The sequence below is a fragment of the Marinagarivorans cellulosilyticus genome, assembly GCF_021655555.1.
In the GTDB taxonomy this organism is placed as follows: domain Bacteria; phylum Pseudomonadota; class Gammaproteobacteria; order Pseudomonadales; family Cellvibrionaceae; genus Marinagarivorans; species Marinagarivorans cellulosilyticus.
Genome location: NZ_AP023086.1, coordinates 1,264,431 through 1,283,227, shown reverse-complemented (window position 1 = coordinate 1,283,227; position 18,797 = coordinate 1,264,431). Strand labels below are relative to the sequence as shown.

General features: G+C 46.8%; 17 protein-coding genes. 2 read left to right on the top strand and 15 right to left on the bottom strand.

Translation table 11 applies throughout. From position 1 onward, the window contains the following. Positions 1–333: 333 nt before the first annotated feature. The 5 genes from MARGE09_RS05150 to guaB form a co-directional block, all read right to left on the bottom strand. Entirely contained in the window at positions 334–1,800 is a 1,467-nt protein-coding gene (locus MARGE09_RS05150) for a sigma 54-interacting transcriptional regulator (RefSeq protein ID WP_236986279.1), read from the bottom strand. Between the two features lie 54 nt (positions 1,801–1,854). Continuing rightward, the gene (locus tag MARGE09_RS05145) at positions 1,855–2,916 is read right to left on the bottom strand and encodes a hypothetical protein (RefSeq protein ID WP_236986278.1); all 1,062 of its coding nucleotides are present in this window, start codon (positions 2,914–2,916) and stop codon (positions 1,855–1,857) included. A gap of 277 nt (positions 2,917–3,193) precedes the next feature. Continuing rightward, on the bottom strand, positions 3,194–3,871 hold the full coding sequence (locus tag MARGE09_RS05140) for a PspA/IM30 family protein (protein ID WP_236986277.1): 678 nt from the start codon (positions 3,869–3,871) through the stop codon (positions 3,194–3,196). Between the two features lie 265 nt (positions 3,872–4,136). Beyond that, a complete protein-coding gene (guaA, locus tag MARGE09_RS05135) occupies positions 4,137–5,729 on the bottom strand; it encodes a glutamine-hydrolyzing GMP synthase (protein ID WP_236986276.1) in 1,593 nt (530 codons plus the stop codon). 102 nt (positions 5,730–5,831) lie between these two features. Next, positions 5,832–7,307, bottom strand: a complete 1,476-nt coding sequence (gene guaB / locus MARGE09_RS05130; protein ID WP_236986275.1) for an IMP dehydrogenase — start codon at positions 7,305–7,307, stop codon at positions 5,832–5,834. 279 nt (positions 7,308–7,586) lie between these two features. Between guaB and MARGE09_RS05125 the strand changes: the two genes are divergently transcribed. Next, positions 7,587–8,462 carry a diguanylate cyclase gene (locus MARGE09_RS05125; RefSeq protein ID WP_236986274.1) on the top strand — a complete coding sequence of 292 codons (876 nt, stop codon included), beginning with the start codon at positions 7,587–7,589 and terminating at the stop codon, positions 8,460–8,462. Between the two features lie 304 nt (positions 8,463–8,766). Here MARGE09_RS05125 and MARGE09_RS05120 read toward each other — a convergent pair whose 3' ends face one another. The 4 genes from MARGE09_RS05120 to MARGE09_RS05105 form a co-directional block, all read right to left on the bottom strand. Further along, a complete protein-coding gene (locus tag MARGE09_RS05120) occupies positions 8,767–9,201 on the bottom strand; it encodes an ExbD/TolR family protein (RefSeq protein WP_236986273.1) in 435 nt (144 codons plus the stop codon). Positions 9,202–9,443: 242 nt separating this feature from the next. Further along, positions 9,444–10,487 (bottom strand): DNA polymerase IV, encoded by a 1,044-nt coding sequence (gene dinB / locus MARGE09_RS05115; RefSeq protein WP_236986272.1) that lies wholly within the window; start codon positions 10,485–10,487, stop codon positions 9,444–9,446. Between the two features lie 49 nt (positions 10,488–10,536). Further along, on the bottom strand, positions 10,537–11,091 hold the full coding sequence (locus MARGE09_RS05110; protein ID WP_236986271.1) for a hypothetical protein: 555 nt from the start codon (positions 11,089–11,091) through the stop codon (positions 10,537–10,539). After that, entirely contained in the window at positions 11,078–11,734 is a 657-nt protein-coding gene (locus MARGE09_RS05105; protein WP_236986270.1) for a flagellar brake protein, read from the bottom strand. The genes MARGE09_RS05110 and MARGE09_RS05105 overlap by 14 nt, the downstream gene beginning before the upstream one ends. Positions 11,735–12,443: 709 nt before the next feature. Between MARGE09_RS05105 and MARGE09_RS05100 the strand changes: the two genes are divergently transcribed. Beyond that, a complete protein-coding gene (locus tag MARGE09_RS05100; protein ID WP_236986269.1) occupies positions 12,444–13,700 on the top strand; it encodes a TonB family protein in 1,257 nt (418 codons plus the stop codon). A gap of 43 nt (positions 13,701–13,743) precedes the next feature. On the opposite strand, the gene folX is transcribed toward MARGE09_RS05100, so the two are convergent. From folX to MARGE09_RS05070, 6 genes are all read right to left on the bottom strand, one after another. Further along, the gene (folX, locus tag MARGE09_RS05095) at positions 13,744–14,136 is read right to left on the bottom strand and encodes a dihydroneopterin triphosphate 2'-epimerase (protein WP_236986268.1); all 393 of its coding nucleotides are present in this window, start codon (positions 14,134–14,136) and stop codon (positions 13,744–13,746) included. Positions 14,137–14,145: 9 nt separating this feature from the next. Further along, positions 14,146–14,784, bottom strand: coding sequence for a GTP cyclohydrolase I FolE (folE, locus tag MARGE09_RS05090; RefSeq protein ID WP_236986267.1), 639 nt, complete (start codon positions 14,782–14,784; stop codon positions 14,146–14,148). Between the two features lie 147 nt (positions 14,785–14,931). After that, a complete protein-coding gene (locus tag MARGE09_RS05085) occupies positions 14,932–15,357 on the bottom strand; it encodes a DUF2214 family protein (RefSeq protein ID WP_236986266.1) in 426 nt (141 codons plus the stop codon). 154 nt (positions 15,358–15,511) lie between these two features. Next, complete coding sequence (locus tag MARGE09_RS05080) at positions 15,512–17,998, bottom strand: VWA domain-containing protein (protein WP_236986265.1); 2,487 nt, start codon at positions 17,996–17,998, stop codon at positions 15,512–15,514. Positions 17,999–18,159: 161 nt separating this feature from the next. Continuing rightward, positions 18,160–18,573, bottom strand: coding sequence for a hypothetical protein (locus MARGE09_RS05075; RefSeq protein ID WP_236986264.1), 414 nt, complete (start codon positions 18,571–18,573; stop codon positions 18,160–18,162). A 13-nt stretch (positions 18,574–18,586) separates the two neighbouring features. Then, positions 18,587–18,796 (bottom strand): SlyX family protein, encoded by a 210-nt coding sequence (locus MARGE09_RS05070; RefSeq protein ID WP_236986263.1) that lies wholly within the window; start codon positions 18,794–18,796, stop codon positions 18,587–18,589. Position 18,797: the final 1 nt, after the last annotated feature.

Below are 18,797 nucleotides of genomic sequence, written 5' to 3'. Positions count from 1 at the left end.
CTAATTTTCACTTTATTACCCACTCTGACACCTTTTATTCAACCGACACTGGCACCCTTTTTTTGCCCACTCTGACACCTTTTTTATACGTCTAAAAAATGTACAGCTTTGACTCTGACACTCTTTTTTAATACACGTAACAACCGCCTCAAAGCCACGGAATTCAAGGTCTGTCGGGACGATTTACACCTACAAGGGAAACAAATATTGGGACGAGTCGCTCACCGTGACTCTGACACTATTTATTGGAAATTAATTTCGATTTATTTTTCAAGCGTGAAGAAAGCGGCAGGATTAACAGCTAAAACAGAGATTCACCCCCTGGATTTAACTCTAAAGAGCCGCCGATATATGCTTTTTAACCGTGCGCCTATCTAAGCCAGTAATGGCCGCTACTTTTTCGTAGGTCCCTTCTTTACGATAAAGGCTACTGCAATAAGCCGACAGTAATTCATTCGCGGTCAAGCCGCCCGCCATGGTAGATTCCACCCACACAGGAAGCTTTTCTCGCGGAATATATTCACCGGTATATTCACGCCCCAAGACAGTTCTACGCACAGCCTGCTCCAATTCCCGCACATTGCCCGGCCAGCTGTAGTCTGGCGGTATGCTGCGCTGTAGCTTTTCCAAAACATCACTAGCCATAGCCGGCGACGGCTGCCCAGTTAAACGCTCCATTAAACTTTCTATTAATAAACCCAACTCTTTTGGATCTTGCTCTAGCCGCTCGCGCAGTGTTGGCAATTCAATAACATCCGATGATAAGCGATAATAAAAATCATGCCTAAATTCACCCGCTTCACGTAATTCGTTAAGGTTGCGATTAGTAGCCGCTATAACACGACCCGAAAAACGACAAATATCGTGTGCACCCACCGGCGAAAAACGGCGCTCCTGTAACACTTTGAGCAACTTTATTTGTATAGAGATATTTATATCGCCAATTTCATCTAGAAATAGCGCACCATGAGCATTACACCGCTTGAACAAACCATCGTATTGACTAATAGCGCCGGTAAATGCCCCTTTTGTATGACCAAACAATTCAGATTCCAGCAGCCCTTCGGGGTACTCTAATAAATTTATGGCTACGAACGACTCTGTAAACTTCGCTTTGAATGTTTGACTTTCTACATCAAAAGGGATTAAGCCCGAGCACCCAATGGCCTTAGCAGCAGCGCCTTTACCAGTACCGGTTTCGCCCAACAAAAGCGTAGAAAAATCTTCCATGCGGCTCCATAAGTTATTTACATACAACAAGGCATCTGATGTAAAGACGTTATTCCATAAGTCTCGCCGCAAACGCTTAATACACGCCGCATTTCCGGTTAGCTCGCGATTAATGAATAAATAGGCTCTGCGCAACTGATAAAACAAAGCGAAATATTTTTCGCTCTGCGTATTGTCTAACCCCAATTGAGCCAAATCCTGAAAAGCACTTTTCGAAAATTTTACTTTCAAACGGCGCTCAGGCTCTTTAATTTGCTGAGCAATAAGAGCATCTAAGTCATCAATATAACGATCGTAAATAAGAAACAAATTGGCCGCCATATATAAGTGGCGATCATCGCTGCTAGCTAAATCAGAAAGGCCATTAACCCCTTGCTGCGCCAAAGTAGTCATAACACTCTCAAGCTTCGGCTTTAACAAGACATAAAAATGCTCTGTACTACCCTCACCTAAACTTAGCCCAGTTAAAGCTTCTATTTCGGAGACCTCATGATCAAAAGGGTTGGAAAACATAAGATCTGCGACAGTTTGCAAAAACGGACGCTGAGCACTAGGAAGTGTTTTATTCATAATATCACCAGACAAAACCAAGCAAGCCACAGTAAACACTGTGGCTTTGTTTAATTAATAATCCCAACTCTGAAAATATTGACGCATCTTTCCGATACCCACTTTAATCGCACCGCCGTGTTTTTCAATCAATGAGCCGAATACAATTGCTAACACTCCCAGCCCTGCTAATGAAAACCAGTTATGAAATGCAAAACCATCAATTAGAGATATTACCCCAAAAGCCATACTTGCCAACACAGTGATGCTACCAAAAGCTAACACGTAACGTCGTTCAGAAAAAACAGCAAATCCGACTAAACCCGCACCACTTAAAAAACAATAAATAGACGATGTTACATCTAAAGAAAATAGAAGATTCGCACAGGCCAATACCGTTATCAAAACAGCCGCAATACTGCCGTAAATATGCTTAGCACTCGAAGCCCGCAAAGACAATTCAAACAACAACGCTCCGGCAACAATAGAAAAAACAAAAGCACCTGTTGATAAAGATGCATGTAATTCACTACCAATTAACGAGGAAACACTTGCAGACACGCCAACAATGGGCAATATCGATATCGATTCAAGGAGCGATCGAAATGCGCTTTTTGCCGGTAAAGAGCTTGAGCATTGACGTGCAGCTAACAACAGGCTTACCGCAATAATCAATGGCACAATTGCACCAAGGCTGTGAAACATATTGCGCCCCAACAAGATCATTAACGGCACAAATAAAATTGTTTTCGCAATAAATCCCTCCCGATTTCTAAGGGTCACATCTAACGTACTCGCTTTGACAACATGGTAAATCACCCCAACCAACAGCGACAAAGCCAAAAAGCCGATAAACATCTCATTACGCGACGGCAGCAATAGCAGCAAATTACCCAGCAAAAACACGATAGTGAAACGCATAGCAGAGCGACGCGCGATGACTTTAAAACCAAAAATTATTAAAGGCACCAGAACTAGCAAAGCACTCGAAAACAAAAAAATCGTTTTTGCTGAGTAGCTCGCCACCCAAGTCATCGAACCATGTAAATTCGTTATAGGATCGCCCGCAATTGAATAGATAAATGCCGCAATAATTGCAAAATTAGCTGATATAAAAACGAGCGTCAACATCAGCAATAAACGCGCACCTTTTTGCTCCTTTAACCATCGACTACAAACAAGCCCCACCCCAGCCAAACCAACTGTGTGCGCCAACAATATTAAATAACGACTAATATCACTACCTTGCCCAAACCCTTGGTACAGATAAATAGAAACAGAAGCCAATAACGTAATGGCACCTAAGCCGCGCAATAATCGAGGTAAAGAGTAGCGACTGTGCTCGGTCATGGCGGAGTTGTGTTTTTGCTCAGGGGGTATTACAGGTTCTGCAACACACCCCACTACAGAGGTATTATTCATGATTTTTACCCTCTATATCTTGTAGTTCACCCGTTAAAGCCGCCAGCTCTAAGCGCAAAGCATGCTCCTCTTCTTCACTTACAAACTCTTGCTCTAACGTACTGGGCGATTGAATATAACCCTCGTTACCACTTAATATTTCTGTTTGCGCCACCTTAACTTCCCAGCGCTCAAAAGTCGTCGTTAAATCGTCGGCCATATTTTGCTCTACCGCATTCATGCTTCGCAAAGCATCAGCCGCCGATTCACGGGTACGCATTAAATGTTGTTTATTGAGCATATCGGTTACACGCACTTCGGCCTGCTTCACGTCAAATGCGAGCCGCTTACTGACTCCTTCGTGCTGGGCTATTCGCTCAAGAAGTGACGTTTTTTGTGCTAATGCAGCCTTGCGTTGGCGCAAACACTCCAACGCCTTAGCCTGATCGTTTTGCCCTATGCGCTGCGCCCTTTGCGTCCAACTGTCTATCGCTGCCTCTATACCTGCAAGCTCTTGCTGCATGGCACGGCCGTCCTGCTCCACACGCGCCAAGCGCACTTTGGATTTCGCCAGTGCTTGGCGCGCCTCTTTTAAGATGGCGTCAACTACGGCATCCTGATTTTCTATCTGGCTAATCGCCTGATCCAAGCTGCCGGTTAATGTAGCCTGTAAACGTTTGAAAATTGACATAGGGTATTCCTCGTATTGCTGTTGATGATGACAACTAGCTATATCAAAGGCCGTACCAGCCAGACAAAATTTATTTTTGCCTTAAAAAACAGAAACTTAAAATATACCCAATGCAGCCACTAGAATCTAAAACAAAAAATAATACATAAAATGATCATAGCGACATACATAATGGGTACACCATTGACACTCCATAGTTAAGGCGAAAAAAAACCAGCGACTTAGCGCTGGCTTTAACAAAAGGTTTAGGGCTTGTTTGCAGAGGTTATTCCCACTCAATAGTCGCGGGCGGCTTACTGGATACATCGTATGCTACGCGGGAAATACCACTGATTTCATTAATGATTCTATTAGAGACAGTCTCCAGCAACTCGTAAGGCAAATGCGCCCAACGCGCCGTCATAAAATCGATGGTTTCTACTGCGCGCAGCGATACAACCCACTCATAACGACGGCCGTCACCAACAACCCCAACCGATTTAACGGGCAAGAAGACCACAAAAGCTTGACTCGTTTTGTGGTACCAGCCCGCATTGTGCAGTTCCTCCAAAAATATAGCATCTGCCCCACGCAAGATGTCGGCATACTCTTTTTTCACTTCACCAAGAATACGCACCCCCAAGCCAGGCCCTGGGAACGGATGGCGATACACCATATCGTAAGGCAAACCAAGCTCTAAACCCAGCTTGCGCACCTCATCTTTAAATAACTCGCGCAAAGGCTCAACCAAACCTAGCTTCATATCTTCTGGCAAGCCACCCACATTATGGTGCGATTTAATCACATGCGCCTTGCCTGTTTTAGAGGCCGCAGACTCAATCACATCAGGGTAAATAGTCCCCTGCGCCAACCACTGAACGTTGTCAATTTTTGATGATTCTTCATCAAAAACATCAATAAAGGTATTACCAATAATTTTGCGTTTTTTCTCGGGATCGCTCTCGCCGGCCAAGCGGCTTAAAAAGGCCTCTTCGGCATCAACGCGAATCACTTTAACACCCATGTTTTTAGCAAACATGTCCATTACCTGATCACCTTCATTTTTGCGCAACAGACCATTATCGACAAAAACACACGTTAGCTGATCACCAATGGCGCGATGCAACAAAGCAGCAACAACAGAAGAATCAACTCCGCCAGATAAGCCCAACAACACATGATCGGAACCTACCTGCTCACGTACACGCAATATTGCATCTTCCGCAATATTGGAAGGCGTCCACAAGGCTTCGCAGCCACATATCTCAAGCATGAAATGCTCAAATAACGCGCGACCTTGCGTGGTGTGCGTTACTTCTGGGTGAAACTGTACACCATAGAATTTCTTAGCTTCATCGAACATACCAGCAATAGGGCACGATGCGGTACTTGCCATCACTTCGAAGCCCTCTGGCATTGTCGTCACTTTATCGCCATGGCTCATCCAAACATCAAGCAGGCCGTTACCATCATGATCGACGTGATCTTTAGTTTCTTTAATAAAAGCATTAACGCCTTTTAAAGTAATTTGAGCATAACCAAATTCACGCTCATTGGAGCCTTGCACACTACCACCTAGCTGCTCGGCCATCGTTTGCATACCGTAGCAAATGCCCAACACTGGCACCCCCATGGTAAAAACGCATTCAGGCGCGCGCGGAGAATTCAACTCCGTTACCGACTCGGGACCACCGGCTAAAATAATCCCTTTAGGGGCATAAGCCAGTATTTCAGACTCAGCCATATCGAACGCGCGAATTTCACAGTAAACCCCTATTTCACGCACGCGGCGCGCAATAAGCTGCGTGTACTGAGAACCAAAATCTAAAATCAAAATGCGGTGCGAATGAATATCAGGGAGGTGCGTATCGGTAACCATAAATATGCCTGGCAAATAAATCAGAGAAAGCGAAATTAAAATAAAGGAAATATAAAAACAAAAACCCGCACTCGGCGGGTTTCATTAAAAGCAGCCGAACACTTAACGCCCGCTAATGGGGTAGTTAGGGGCTTCTTTTGTAATACTAACGTCGTGCACATGGCTCTCCCCCATGCCAGCTGAAGTCACTCGGACAAATTCTGGCTTGGTGCGCATAGTTTTCATATCTATGCTGCCGGTATAACCCATAGCGGCTCGCAATCCACCCATTAACTGATGAGTAATAGCTGCCAGCGGCCCCTTGTAAGGCACTCGTCCTTCAATGCCTTCAGGCACAAGCTTTTCCATACCTTGGCTAGAGTCCTGAAAGTAGCGATCTGATGAACCTTGGGTTTGAGTCATTGCGCCCAAAGACCCCATTCCACGGTACGATTTGTAAGTACGCCCTTGATACAACTCAACCTCACCAGGCGCCTCTTCTGTACCGGCAAACATAGACCCCATCATTACGACACTGGCACCAGCAACAATGGCCTTAGCCAAATCACCGGAAAAGCGAATACCACCATCGGCAATAACAGGAACGTCAGTGTCTTTAAGGGCTTCTGCAACATTGGCAATAGCGCTAATTTGCGGAACACCAACACCCGTCACAATGCGTGTGGTGCAAATTGAACCGGGGCCAATTCCCACTTTCACAGCATCGGCGCCAGCCTCTACCAAGGCTAAAGCCGCCGCAGCAGTTGCAATGTTGCCGCCAATCACTTGAACCTGCGGGTAATCTTTTTTGATTTTGGCTACGCGGTCTAATACGTTTTTGGAGTGACCGTGCGCGGTATCAACCACCAACACATCTACGCCAGCCTCAACAAGCGCCTTAACACGGGCATCGGTATCAGGGCTTGTGCCCACGCTCGCGCCTACACGCAAGCTGCCATCGGCATCCTTACAGGCATTAGGGTAGGCTTCAGCTTTATTGATATCTTTAACAGTAATAATGCCCGTCAGGTTGAAGTTGCCATCAACCACCAACACTTTCTCAATACGGTTTTTGTGCAGTAAAGCGCGAACCTCATCAGGCCTTGCACCTTCCTGAACGGTAACAAGCTTCTCTTTGGGTGTCATAATACTTGCCACACTGGCATCCAAATTTGGCTCAAAACGCACATCGCGCCCTGTCACAATCCCCACCAAATCGCCGCCATCTAAAACAGGTACGCCCGAAATTGAGTGATGCTTGGTCAACGCGATTAGCTCGCTAATGGTTGCAGAGGAATCAATTGTGATTGGGTCTTTTACTACGCCGGCTTCAAACTTTTTTACCAAGCGCACTTGGCGAGCCTGATCTTCGATGGTCATGCTTTTATGAATAATCCCTACCCCGCCCTCTTGGGCAATAGCAATTGCCAAGCGCGACTCGGTCACAGTATCCATAGCGGCCGACACCAACGGCATATTCAGTGTAATGCCCCGCGTCAGCTGAGTTTTTATGCTTACATCTTTGGCTGTAACACTGGAATAACCAGGCACCAACAAAATATCATCGAAGGTCAGCGCTTCTTGAGCAATCCGCAACATAGGGGTAACCACCTTAATTTGGGCAAAAAAAAATGACCTACGCTACTTTCGGCTCACACCACGGCAAACAACGCAAAGTAAACAGTAGGCATTTAGGCCACGTCAAAATTTAACGGCGCATTATAGGCGTTTCGTTAGGCAGGGTAAATGTTTCGCGCAATATGTCGACCAATAGCTAGCGGCAAGAGCAAATTGCACCCTGCCAGGCCTCTAGCAAAACAAAAAGGGTCGACTAGACTTAAGAGCATTATTGACCAGACACAAGAAGGAACTCGGTTAATGCTATCTGCATTTCGCCACGCCATAAAAGCTTTTGCACCGCGCACCGCCGTTCAAGCATTGCTACTTGCCCCTTTAGCCTGCACAACACCTTCAATACTGGCAGACACCATCACCATACATTCACGCGATGACGCCACAGCCCGCTATGCGCTCAACATTTTTGAAATGGCAATGAACAAAGCGCAAGCCCCCTACACCCTCAATATTCAAAAAAGCAAAAAATCAGCGATTACCTTGCGCCGAATGCTCGAAGCCGGCAAAACCGATGTGATCTGGGCCACCACATCACAAGCACTAGAAGACAAATTTATTGCTGTGCGCATCCCTTTATATAAAGGGCTAATGGGATACCGTACACTGCTTATTCAATCCGGCTCTCAGCCGATTTTTGATGACATAAACAACCTAACCGACCTGCAAAAAGTCAGCTTAGGGCAAGTACACTCATGGGCCGATACCACCATATTGGAAAAGAACGGGCTCAACATTGTAAAAGTCACCAAACATAAAAGCCTGTTTAACAAACTGAAAAAAGGCGACTTTGATGCAGCGCCAAGAGCCATTCACGAAACAATCCAGGAGGCGCAAGTTTACGATGGCTTTGCGGCCGAGCAGCGCCTGCTACTGCACTATCCACAACCCATGTACTTATTTGTAAGTGCACACAAACCCGAGCTGGCCCACCAGCTCATATACGGCTTAAGCAAAGCCGTACGCGATGGCAGCCTAGATGTTTTGCTGTACCGCGAGAGCAATGTAAAGCAGGCCATTCAAGAACTTAAGCGCAACAAACGAACCCTCATTGAATTGGCAAACCCTGACCTACCCTCCAAAACACCCCTCGGCAACAAGCAGCTTTGGTTGTCGCTTTAAAACAAAGTAACTATTCGGGTGGGTGCGAAACAATGGTCAGCCTAAAGGCGAATTGATTGCTTTCTGAGCATTCAAGCGGCTGGAACGCTTGCATAGCGACCAGCACCAGCAAGGATGCGTGGGGGTAGACTTTACAGGAACACAAAGTCGTAGATGGCTTGAGCGGACTAGAAAACGATCAGTTTGCAGACCTATTTGAGCATGGCTGAATAGTTACAAAACAAAAAAAAGCCCAGCTTGTTATCAAGCTGGGTTTTTTAAGGTGCGACATTGAAGCCGCTAAACCTAAATTACACTAAAAGCACTATCTTTTCTTTTTATCGTTAAAGGGTACTAACGATACGCCGCCAGCCTTAGCCGCATAAGCCGCATCGGCAATGCCAACATAAGTCTCTGCACTAGAATCCTCGTGTGCGCGAACAACAACACTAGACTCAGGGCTTTCGGCTTTTTTCTGCGCAACCAAGGAACGAACAGCGCGCAAATCTACACGACGACCGTCAATGGTAATTTCATCCTGCGCATTCACCATAATGAGAATGCTCTCAGGCGAATCAGGGTTAGGAGGCGTTTCGGCCTGATTAGGATCAGGAACGTTAACGTTGATCGTCTGCTCTTTCACAAAAGAGGCAGTAACGATGAAGAAAATTAGCATGATGAACACAACGTCCAACATGGGGGTTAGATCGATATCGGCCTTATCGGCCTCTTCCTGGCGATTACGCTTTCTACGACTCACTAGTTAGTCTCCACAGAAGCCTAATGCGATGATGGCAGCAACTGCAGCATCTCGCTTTTTTTATTTTGACGCTAGCGCTGCTAGGCCTACTTTTTGGAACAGTAACACTTTAACTACCTGCTAACAGTAGTATAACGCTGTTACGTAACATCGGCGAAAAATTCAACGCCCATTGCCCTCGAGCGGGCCATTCTACATGAAGTTTTTAAGCTTGTGGATGATTTTTAGAAGCGCAGCAATTGTCAGAATAACGCCAATTGCACCCCAACCGAATCGCCAACCACCTTAACACCTACCCCTAGCAAGCGAATTTTTAATGATGAACGCGCCATCGCCTGCTTTAGCAGCTCGACATAACCCGCATCATCCAGCACCGTACAGCGCCGCTCCACAGTCGTAGAAACGAAGTCTGAAAATTTCACCTTTACAAACAACTTCGTTATTTTTGCGCTCGCCTGTGCCTTGGTAATCCGGCCGCGCAACTCCCCCAACAATGCCGGCAACTGAGCAATACAGGCACCACTAGGCAAGTCGTGATCATATGTATGCTCCACCCCTATAGATAGCCGTTCGCGACTGGGGAGCACAGGGCGATCATCGCGGCCATATGCTCGCTCGTGCAACCTCACACCAAACTTACCAAAGCGCTTAAGCAATACCTCCAAACCACATTCACGCACATCGGCACAGCTATACAGCCCCATGCTTGCCAATTTAGCGGCCGTTACCTTACCTACCCCACTGAGCTTAGCCACCGGCAAAGCACGACTAAACGCATCGTTTTGTTCTGGCGTAATTACCGTAATGCCATTGGGCTTTTGCCAATCGCTCGCCACTTTGGCCAAAAACTTGTTGTTAGCCACACCAGCAGAACAGGTAATACCTACCTCAGAGAAAACCCGCGCGCGAATCTCTTCAGCAATGCGCGTCGCGCTACCATCGCAACGGCTAACAGCCGAAACATCGAGAAAGGCCTCGTCCAGTGAGAGCGGCTCGACCAAGTCGGTGTAATCATAGAATATTGCTTTCATTGCCTTCGACGCTTGGCGATAAACCTCAAATCGATGGGGTCGCAAGATCAGGTCTGGGCAAAGCCGCAAAGCGTGAGCAGCCGCCATTGCCGAGCGGATGCCAAATTTACGCGCAGGATAATTACACGTTGAAATAACACCGCGGCCATTGCTACTGCCGCCCACAGCAATGGGGAGGTCGCGCAAATGCGGCGCATCTCGCATTTCCAGTGCAGCAAAAAAGCAGTCTGCATCAATATGAATAATCTTGCGCACAACCCCACCAAAACTGTACATTCAAACAGTATATTAGCGGAACAATTCTTTAGCGTCGAGCGCTTATGGTGACCTTGGGTACGCCATCATCGGCAACGCATACCGCGGTATAATGCAAAGCATCGCCATCCAGTGATTTAGCATCAAAATCCCACTGATAGCGCTCTTCACCCTCAGAACCACCAGCGAGCGACTTAGGTTTACCTTCAAGCCAAGAGATATCTATCATTTGCTGCGTTTTTTCAAGCAGCAGTTTATGACACGCCATTGCAGAGTTTTTTTCTGGCGTTAGCGACACGTAACCATCGCCGTCAATCATTTCGGTGTAAGTTTTGCCAGACTCCTGTAAACACAAAACGCGATAAATGGATTTTTCTGGTGTACTTTGACGAAGGTCGAGCGTTGCTTGCTTCACTTCTATACAACGGGGTAGATCAAGCGCTGCCTGTGCCGCGCTAACAAGCTCGATGTAATGCCCTTGATATTTCGCGGGCAACCATAAGGCCTTTTCATTTAAGGGGGTATCGAGCGCCCACGACGCATTAGCAAAAACCAGCAGCAAGCATAAACACGTACAGCCAACACCTTCCTTAATGGATAGCATCAACCGTCCCCGTTAACATTGCATTGAATATAAAGCCCATTAAAAAAATAAGCTTATCCTCGTCTTGCTCAACAAATTGCACACCGTACTCTTTACCATCCTTCTTCCGAATACAGGCATCTACAGTAAGTAAGCGGGAAATACCATGAACCTGAAATTTGCCTTTTATAACTATATGGTCTCCCACCTCACCCAAGTCATCGAACATCTTCACCCGACCGCCACCAGTGCTCACATCAAGCAGCTTACCTGCGACACCGACGATCGATTTATTATCAACGTTGCTAACCAAAACCGGCTGCGCCACCACCACCCGCTTGGCTGCGCGCAAACGCTTAAACTGGATAACCGAAGGGAAGTCTAGATAGATCATTAAGGCAGGAATATCGCTGATATACAGCACAGTCGTTGGAAAGAGCGCCACACCACTATCAAGAAACACGCGAATCACAACCTTCTGCCCCTCCTCTAAGGCGGGGAACACCCCCTGTGAAGGAGGCCCGACGATTAGGCTTTCATCCGCCAAACAGCCAATCAGCGTGCAGCTGAACACCATTGTTTTGTCACTAGGGTTCGGGTGCATTAACAACTGCTGACCAAAAGTAATTTCTAGTGCCTGAAAATCAATCTTTTCGTCTGCCATAGTATATTCACTGACTCACTTTTTATAATAGTGACAAAGAACACAGTCACCCGCTCCAAACCCCGTATGCCGACACTGCATTTAGCTTAATAATTTACACGCTCAAATTAAGAGTATCGGCCATCATCTAAATAAGTTTAGCTAAAGAACACCAGATTGAAGCAAAGCGGAGGAAATTGGTCTATGTTTTTGATACGAAACCAGATAGAAGAAACAGAAAAAATAAATACATTTGGTAGTAATTAACACAAAAAGAACATGAAGACATACAGGCAGCGAGCCACCAGCAGGCCTATGAACCGTTTGTAACAGGCAGCCCCCTTGCTTACATTTTTTATTTATGGCATTACTATGGGGCACTTCTATAAATAGTAATTTTTTTGTGAGAGCAAGGAAGCACCGCCCGGACGACTGAATGGATTCAGAAGGTAGAGCGACGCATCGGTGCAGGAAGCACCTTATTAGAACGGCGCAGGAGCTTGCCGTCGAGGAAGCCGAGAGCCGCAGTTTACGCGGTGTAATGAGGGCTCGAGGACGGAGCTGACGCCGCTATCACGGAAAATGTGCATTTTTAGAGATGCCCTATGGACAAACAGCCGCATAATGAATACACACGGAAGCGCCTCAATACGGTAAAATTGGAGGCCGTTGCACACAATTACCATCATTAAATACCAATAAAAACAATAACGATAAAAACGAGACTAGTATGTATTTGTTAACTACCGTCAGGCGTTACGCGACTTGCACCCTTGCAGTAGCTTGTCTATTTGTTTGCCACAAGGCTTCGGCCGCATTAGACCTAAACGGAATAGCCTCCCACAGTGAATTTGGAAAAGACCAATACATGGCGGCTCTGTACCTAGAAGATCTTAGCGCAGACGCGAAACAAATACTCCTCAGCAACCAGCGCAAGCGGATGGAAATTAAAGTGGTGGCAGACCGCTTATTTTCCCGAAAATTTAAGCGCCAGTGGATTGAAGGCGTAGCGATTAACGCCGGCAATTTTGACCTCAAGAAGCACGCTCAAAACCTAGCAGACTTCAGCAACATGCTGAAAATAAAACTAGTAAAAGACGATACACTCACCATTGAGCGTACATTTCGCCGCGGCGTTGAAGTTGCGGTAAACGGCGTGATGCTAGGCACCATCGAAGATGTAGAGTTTTTTGACTTAATTCTGCGATCTTGGATTGGGCCTGTGCCACTTTCAACAGACTTTAAAACCGACCTATTACAAGCTGGCAGCATTGAGCCAGACACGCTGGCGCGCTTTAAAAACATCCGCACAACCCGCGAACGGGTCGCAGCACTAAATACCGGCTTAGCCGCCGCTGCAGCAACAGCGGCAGTGGCGGCCGCAGCCCCTCCCAAACCAGAACAAGCAAGCCCTCCAGCACAAATAGCGGCTAGCGAGCCATCAGAAGCCACCAGCGCCTCTAGTATTAGCGAAGCGCTAGCAACTCAGACAGAAACCGAAACGACTCAGCAAAGTACGCAAGCCTCTAGCTCTGCAGCGAATAGCAGCACTACTATTGCCGACACTACAAGCGACTCATCAAGCGCGCCAGCAGCTGAAACCGTAGCGACCTTGCCGAACCAAATTTTGCAGCAAGAAGATGTATTTGATGATGAGGAAGATGATTTTTCTTATACCGCCGCCGACTTATTATCGCGCCAACTGTACCTATCGAAATTAACACGTTGGACGGGCAGCTATATCAAATACCCTAAATCCGCATTGCGCCGTGGCAACCAAGGTACTGTTAGGGTAACCATTATCATAAACAGAAAAGGCGACGTAACCTCGGCCAACATCATTAAAGAAAGCCCATACAAATCGTTAAATAAAGAAGCACTAAAAGCGATCAAACGCGCCAGCCCTTACCCTGCTATGCCAGACATAATCACCGGCGACAGCTTTGAATTCACGCTACCCGTTGTGTTTGCGCTCAGAGATGAGTAAAAACTGTTAGCTTAAACAGCCGGAGTTTCCTCGGCTGTTTAAGTTAAAATCCAGCTTCCCAAGGACCACCGCGCTCAGTGCGAGCGCCGCCTAAAGCCATAGATACGGAATCTGAATAGCGTAAAGCGCCCACCTTATCGACCTCGACCTCACCTTTAAGAACATCGGGGTGAGCCATCACTAGCTCAAGTATTTCGTAAGTCATACGCTCCAACAAAGCGAAACGCTGGTCTTCAACACGCTTAATAATCGCTTTACATATAGTTCGGTAATTAAGTGCATCTTCTATAATGTTACTTTCTACTGCAGCTTGTGCTTGGCAGTGAATCACTGCATTAATGATCACGTCTTGGCGGTTATTAATTTCTTCTTCTTTGATGCCAATATAGGTCCGTAAGCGCAAATTTTTGATTCGTATTATGGCTGGAATTTGCATAATGACTCCTTAAGACGCTAAAAATTCTGCACGCGTTGTGGCATTACTTTTAAAAGAGCCGCCTAATGCAGTAGTTCGGGTACTGGAGCTGGCATCCATAACGCCGCGCGCCTTTACACAGAAGTGTGTGGCATCGATAGTAACCGCAACGTTATCTGTTTCTAGCAACGTCTGGAGGGCCACTAACAGCTGCTGCGTTAAGCGCTCTTGCACCTGTGGGCGTTGAGCAAAAAACCGTACTAACCGGTTAATCTTCGAGAGCCCTACAATCTTGCCCGCTGGCAAATAGGCAACGCGAGCAAAGCCATCAATGGTCACAAAGTGATGCTCACAGGTACTGGTTAAGCCTATATCGCTCACCATTACCATTTCATCAGTGCCCATTTTGTTGTCGATGACCGTTAACTTCGGGAAGTTCTCATAATCTAGGCCGCTAAAAATTTCTTGGACATACATTTTTGCAATACGCCGAGGCGTTTCGCACAAGCTATCATCGGTAAGATCTAGGCCCAATGTCGTTGCCACTTCAGAAAACAGCGCCTGCAGCTTTTCTTGTTTTTCTGCACTTGAAAGAGGGCTATCCCCCATGGGGGTTTCCAAACCGCGACGAAGCAATGCTTCGCGTACTTTTTTCGCTTCTTCCAGCATGGATTATTAACCTTAAATAGTAGAGACAGTTACTACGTCAGAAAGCAGCAAAGCGATGAGCCTTAGGGCAACTGTATAGGTGCATCAAAAAAGTGAAGTAAAATTGTAACGCTTAACGCGAAAGAATCCGACCTAAAATTGCGCACGTCAGAGAATACGCGGCGCCAGCGCCAGTAACATCAAAACCGAAAGCATTGCGACCTCCAGCTTAACCACAAAAATAACAGCCGGAGAAATACTCATGCGGGACATTAACGCGCCATTCTTAAGCTTAAGAAAAGTCATTGAAGGGTATGTAGAAACCAATGCTACACCGGCGAACAGTATGAGCTTTGCGAGAAATAACGGTTGGGAAAGAAGGTTTCCCGGAAGCTCTGAGCCAGTAAGCCAGATGATAAAACCTGATATTAAAGTAATTAACGCAGACCAACTGTAGGCAATATCTAAACGTAACAGCGCCGCTAATTGGGCCAAAGACAAGCGTAAACTAAGGTGCCTTACCTGCATAACGGCAATAGCGATTAAGGCAAGCATCGCTGTGCAGTGAATTGCATAAATAACAAGCTGCACCATTCGCTGTCGTATTTCCAGGTAAATGTGTCGAAGAGCTAGTACAACCAACAAGGCACGCACTAATTTGGGCCGCTAGTATACGCAACCGCTTTACATCGAAAAGCACAACACCCAAAAAAGGTGCGCCAATACACAAAACGGGAATACCAATCACTTATTTGTCATCGTCGTCATCGAAGTCGAAATCATCAAGGTTTATCTCACCAGCCATATTAGAATCTGGCTTTTTAGTGGGTTCCTCAGCGTCGTCATCTAACTCGTCGATAAGGTTTGAGATGGCATCATCAAGCTCGTCCTCCGCCAAATCCAGCCCCTGTGCCTTAAGCATCGCTTGAGCCATATCCTCCTCTTCAGGCTCCTCTTCGGGTTCCTCCTCCGCGGCCTCTATTTCGGGCTCAGTAACGGTATCGGAGGGAAGCTCGTCTTCTATCTCAGGCTCTTGTGGTTCACTCTGTTCAGCCTGAGGAGAAACAGCAAAGGTATCATCATCCCCGGCTTCAGAGTCCAAAGCAGAAAGGTCGAAATCAAAATCTTCGTCGATACGCTCTACCTCAGGTTCCCTCGGCTCCTCAACCTGGAGGTCCTCTGTCTCGGGCATGGCCTCGCTTTGCACTTCCGGCTCCTCGATATCGTCCTCCTCGAAATCCATATCGGGCTCTAGGTCCTCCATTGGTGGAATTTCATCGTCAATCTCTTCCATTTCCATGGTCCCAGGGTCTATCTCGGGTTCTTCCTCTGCACTGGTATCTTCCTCTGCAACCGCCGGCTCAGGCTGCTCATCGGTCGCGTTTTCTGGGCTTTCTGATGTCGCACCGAGGATTTTACGAAACGCAAAGATACCAATACCTAGCAGCAATAAATTGCCCACCCCCAAACCGATATAAAACAAAAGCTCAGAACTTTCTTCAGCAACAGCTACTTCCTCTTCAGGCGATGGCTCCGCAGGAGCTGAGGACGCAGAAACTGAAGACGCAACGCTTGAAGCGACATCTTCTTTTGGAGTAGCCACTTCTGGCTCACCAAGCATGGAGGCAAAATCATCTCCAGGGGTATTCTTAAAATCGAGGTCGTTTAACGTGTACTCAAATACCTCGCCCCGATCATCCACTCCCGTCACCTTAACCTGCAGCTGATACTGGCCCTCTTGCTGCGGTAAGATGGCGTATTCCCACGTGTCTTTTTCGTTAATTTCAAGCGGGTATACGTGCTTACGCCGGTCGGGCGTTAGTAGTGACAGTGCCATCTGGGTATTATTGGGCTGAATATGCTCTGCATTCTTACGAATGATAACGCGGTACTCGCGCTGACTATTATCGTTATACCCTTTCTTCAGCTCAGCCTCGAAAGGCATACTAATAAGCAACTGATGAGAAAACCCCCGCTGAAAGCTTTTTCCATCAAGCTCCACTTTAATCAAATACTCGCCGGGCTTTTTAAAACCATCCATTGAAGCGGAAAAGACACCGTTAGAAGGAGGCGAATTGGTATCCATATTGTGCATCCACGATGGATCGATAGAGCCTGAATATGTTGACTTTGCCTGTATTGATAAAATATTTAAAAAGTCTTTACGTGTAATTATTTTATTGTCTTCCTGAAGCGCCAGCTGTAATTCCAGCACACTTCCAACAGGGGCGTTAATAGGTAACGGCTTTACCCGTAAATTAAGATCACTAACCACGGTAATACGACTACCGGCAGCTAACTTACCGGAGACCTGCCACTCCCCCTCCAAGGGCCGCGTTACAGTGACTAAATCGTAGCCGTCTGTATGGTGCCAGCTTACATCTGCACTTAAATCTCCATGATGGACAGGCTCATTATCTGGGCCAATTAAAGCTATCGACTCTGCTGGGTTACCCCTGAACATTAACGCGGTAAACTCCTCGACAGAGGAGTCAACAACAAAGCGGTTTCCCAATAATGGCAGCTGCTGAGATGGTGCCGCTGCATCGAACGCCTTTAGGAACTCCGGCATCAGCTCATCTGCTGTTTTAGCTGTACCAGAATGGCCGTCCGTCGCCCTAGACAGTTTTTTCATTAATTCTGTATCAGCATGATCAGACAAGGCAATGGTATGAATGCTAAACCCTTGGTCTTTTACCAACGGTAGGATTTTATCCACAATCCTGCGCCATTCCTTTTGGTTAACAAGTGGGTCTTTATCAATATCAACCATGCCGTCAGTAAGCAGTATGATATGCGCCTTGCCTTGCGATGTAGGGGTAACGGCCGTCGCCTTTTCTAGCGCGCCCCCAATGTTGGTATAAAGCCCTACCGAATTAATCTCTCCCGCTTTTTGAGTGGCCATCTCGCGCCACTGGCTATCCACCTCACCAAATGGCACTAACATATTTACCTCTTTACCAAAGGTCCATACGCCAGCATGACTACCGTCGGGTAACAGCTCCATCAATAAATTAACCGCCGGCTGACGAAGGTTTTGCGGGTCGTTGCGTTTCATGCTGCCAGAGATATCAATAACTAAGCGCACATCGGCTTCACCCGCCCAGCTCGAGGTAGGCACTAATAGAAAACCTAGCAATAACCACAACAGCAAGCGCGGCAACACCAAGCATTGCCGTAATAGCTTCGCGAGCAAACGTATAGAACCACGTGTTACTTGGTAACGATGATGCACATCCATCCCCACAGTGACTTATTAACAGTTAAAAGGAATTCCTTTTACCGGCTACCTTTTAGTTATAGCAGGTCTTGCGTCACGTAGAGTAATGGATTGAAATTTCATGGGGGGTCCTCCCCTTAGCAGGGGAGAGATTCTTGGTGTAGGGCTGCGTACTCTTAAACCGTGCTAGCACCGGCACGTTGTTTATCACTACGCTCACGAGCACGCTTGACCGTTGCGCTCGCTTTTTGCTGAGAATCAGCCTTTATAGAAAAAGCAATTTGAATGATTAACGCAACCATTGCAGCGCCAGCAATAGCCATTAACAAAGGCGTACCTGCGCGCCAAAAAGCATCCGCGCCATCAAACAGACCATCACTACCAGCAATAAGCCAGGCCGGCGCAAAAAACTGGCCACCATCCTCAGTGGGCCAAGGCATGCATAAAGCCCCAACCATAGCGCCAAATAATAGTGACCGAATAGGCTTAACAGGAAGTTTGATCAATAAATACCACCAGCACAAAAGGCCCAGTACAGCGCCGCCGCCATAAACTAACCAACCATGTAAATGTTCCGATGCTGTAAACATAATTAAAAACCCATTAATAATGCGGTGGACGCTCGTTGCCATTAGCCGGCGCTATCTGTTCAAACTCATCAGATAACTCTAAAAACTTCTCGCGTAATATCTGTATATGCTGCTTGGCCTCTAATAAATCACGATCTTGTAGAGCGATATGATCGCTCAGCTTTGCAATAGCGTCTTCCTGAAAGGCCAGCCGCTGCTGCAATTCAACAATATCATTATTCATA

Excerpts from the sequence above, each read along its gene's own strand:
- MARGE09_RS05150 (WP_236986279.1), bottom strand. The coding sequence starts at position 1,800 with ATGAATAAAACACTTCCTAGTGCTCAGCGTCCGTTTTTGCAAACTGTC.
- MARGE09_RS05140 (WP_236986277.1), bottom strand. The coding sequence starts at position 3,871 with ATGTCAATTTTCAAACGTTTACAGGCTACATTAACCGGCAGCTTGGAT.
- guaA (WP_236986276.1), bottom strand. The coding sequence starts at position 5,729 with ATGGTTACCGATACGCACCTCCCTGATATTCATTCGCACCGCATTTTG.
- guaB (WP_236986275.1), bottom strand. The coding sequence starts at position 7,307 with ATGTTGCGGATTGCTCAAGAAGCGCTGACCTTCGATGATATTTTGTTG.
- MARGE09_RS05125 (WP_236986274.1), top strand. The coding sequence starts at position 7,587 with ATGCTATCTGCATTTCGCCACGCCATAAAAGCTTTTGCACCGCGCACC.
- MARGE09_RS05110 (WP_236986271.1), bottom strand. The coding sequence starts at position 11,091 with ATGCTATCCATTAAGGAAGGTGTTGGCTGTACGTGTTTATGCTTGCTG.
- MARGE09_RS05105 (WP_236986270.1), bottom strand. The coding sequence starts at position 11,734 with ATGGCAGACGAAAAGATTGATTTTCAGGCACTAGAAATTACTTTTGGT.
- MARGE09_RS05100 (WP_236986269.1), top strand. The coding sequence starts at position 12,444 with ATGTATTTGTTAACTACCGTCAGGCGTTACGCGACTTGCACCCTTGCA.
- folX (WP_236986268.1), bottom strand. The coding sequence starts at position 14,136 with ATGCAAATTCCAGCCATAATACGAATCAAAAATTTGCGCTTACGGACC.
- folE (WP_236986267.1), bottom strand. The coding sequence starts at position 14,784 with ATGCTGGAAGAAGCGAAAAAAGTACGCGAAGCATTGCTTCGTCGCGGT.
- MARGE09_RS05085 (WP_236986266.1), bottom strand. The coding sequence starts at position 15,357 with ATGGTGCAGCTTGTTATTTATGCAATTCACTGCACAGCGATGCTTGCC.
- MARGE09_RS05075 (WP_236986264.1), bottom strand. The coding sequence starts at position 18,573 with ATGTTTACAGCATCGGAACATTTACATGGTTGGTTAGTTTATGGCGGC.
- MARGE09_RS05070 (WP_236986263.1), bottom strand. The coding sequence starts at position 18,796 with ATGAATAATGATATTGTTGAATTGCAGCAGCGGCTGGCCTTTCAGGAA.